Source organism: Myroides sp. TSA_177.3 (assembly GCF_052691955.1).
Genome location: NZ_JBQZGD010000063.1, coordinates 1 through 341 on the forward strand (window position 1 = coordinate 1; position 341 = coordinate 341).

1 pseudogene is annotated in these 341 nt (G+C 29.0%); it reads right to left on the bottom strand.

Going from position 1 to position 341, the window contains the following annotated elements:
- A pseudogene (locus ACUTSE_RS18155) lies at positions 1–341 on the bottom strand (hypothetical protein); the annotation flags it as partial.

Here is a 341-nt window from a genome sequence, read left to right on the forward strand (position 1 = left end):
AATAGGATAATTATCAAAATGCCCCTTACATTGTTCAATTGTAAAAGCGGGAATTTGAATTTTAAAACAAAATGGTTCGATTAAATTCACCAGTAAGTCTTCATTTATTGGAGCACTTTCTGCAGGAATTTTCTCTGTATAAAAACTGCTAAAAACCTCGTTAAAAGCATTTTCATCGAAAATAATATATTCTAGTTCAGAGGTATAAAACAATTGATTTTGATTATTCAAAACGTCTACTAAAACTTTTCCTTTACGCTTTGAAAATGAAAAAGGCTTAGCACAATACTTTAACCCATCCTCTACAATCGTACTATTGATTTTCCTTATCCTAATTTTTT